The organism is Cupriavidus sp. BIS7, from assembly GCF_000292345.1.
Classification (GTDB): Bacteria; Pseudomonadota; Gammaproteobacteria; order Burkholderiales; family Burkholderiaceae; genus Cupriavidus.
The window spans coordinates 1-1,064 of the sequence record NZ_ALOU01000018.1 but is presented as its reverse complement, the minus strand read 5'-3'; the positions used below and the strand labels follow the sequence as shown (position 1 = coordinate 1,064).

1 protein-coding gene is annotated in these 1,064 nt (G+C 65.1%); it reads right to left on the bottom strand.

Going from position 1 to position 1,064, the window contains the following annotated elements; all coding sequences use genetic code 11:
- On the bottom strand, positions 1–1,064 hold a 1,064-nt coding region (locus B552_RS0106435), incomplete at both ends, for a TolC family protein (protein WP_019448186.1).

Sequence of the window (1,064 nt, the reverse complement as noted above, 5' to 3'; positions counted from 1 at the left end):
ACGTCGGGTTCTGTACGGGTGCCAACGTCCCGGCCAAGCGTCGTCGCCGCGAGCGCGCTACGCGCCGAAGTCAGCGACTGCTCAAGTGCGGCGACGCGGGAGACGCCCGTTTTCACCGACAGGAATCCGTCCTGCACATTCAGGCGCACGTCTCGCCGGGCGGCAGCAAGCTCCTGCTCAGCCTGACTCTTCCTCGCAACGGACTCCCGCTCGCGCGAATCCAGTCCGCCGCCCGCGTACAGCGGAATGTTGAGCTGCACGCCGACTGTCGCGCTTCTGGTGTTGCTGGGTGCAACCCAGGGCGCCAGGTTACCGGTTTGCCCTTGCGCGCCATAACCTGCGACGAGCGCGACGGTCGGTCGACTGCTGACGCGGTACTTGTCGATCTCCGCGCCAGCAATGTCGAGTTCAGACTGCCTGGTCTTGACGAGGTAGCTCTGATCTTCACCCTTTGCCTGCCACGACATGAGGTTGTCCGGTTCCGGCGGCCGCGGCGCAAAATTTGGCGCCAGCCCGCTGAGCTGATCGGGCGGCATGCCGACGGTCTCCTGGAATCGCGTGCGTCGTTGTTCGAGCGCAGATTGCGCCGTGACTTCGCGACTCTCTACGCCATCCAGGCGCGCCTGGGCTTCATGAAGATCGGTGATCTTGCCTTGGCCGATGTCGAAGCGCGCCTTCGCGCGGTCACGTTGCTGGCGCAAGGCCGCTTTCTCGGCCTGCACGACGCGCAGCGTCTCCTCGCCCAACACCACACCGAAGTATGCCTCGGCCACCCGCAAGGCCAGTTCCTGGCGAGACTGTTCGAACTGCGTTTGCGCCAGATTGGATTGCTCATGCAGCTGCTTCTTCGTAGCCACTGCACCTTTGTCGTACAGCGGCTGTACGAGCATCACACCTGCTTGCCGCGCAGTGCCCGAACTATCGGCGGAGACCAACGGCGCGAGCTCGGCAGGCGGGTTGCCGGACGAGCGATTGTTGATCCGGTTCAGTGCAGCCTGCAGGCTTACGCGCGGACGCAGCAAGGCGTCGCCCTGCACGGCCTTCTCGCGCCCCGCCGTGAGCGC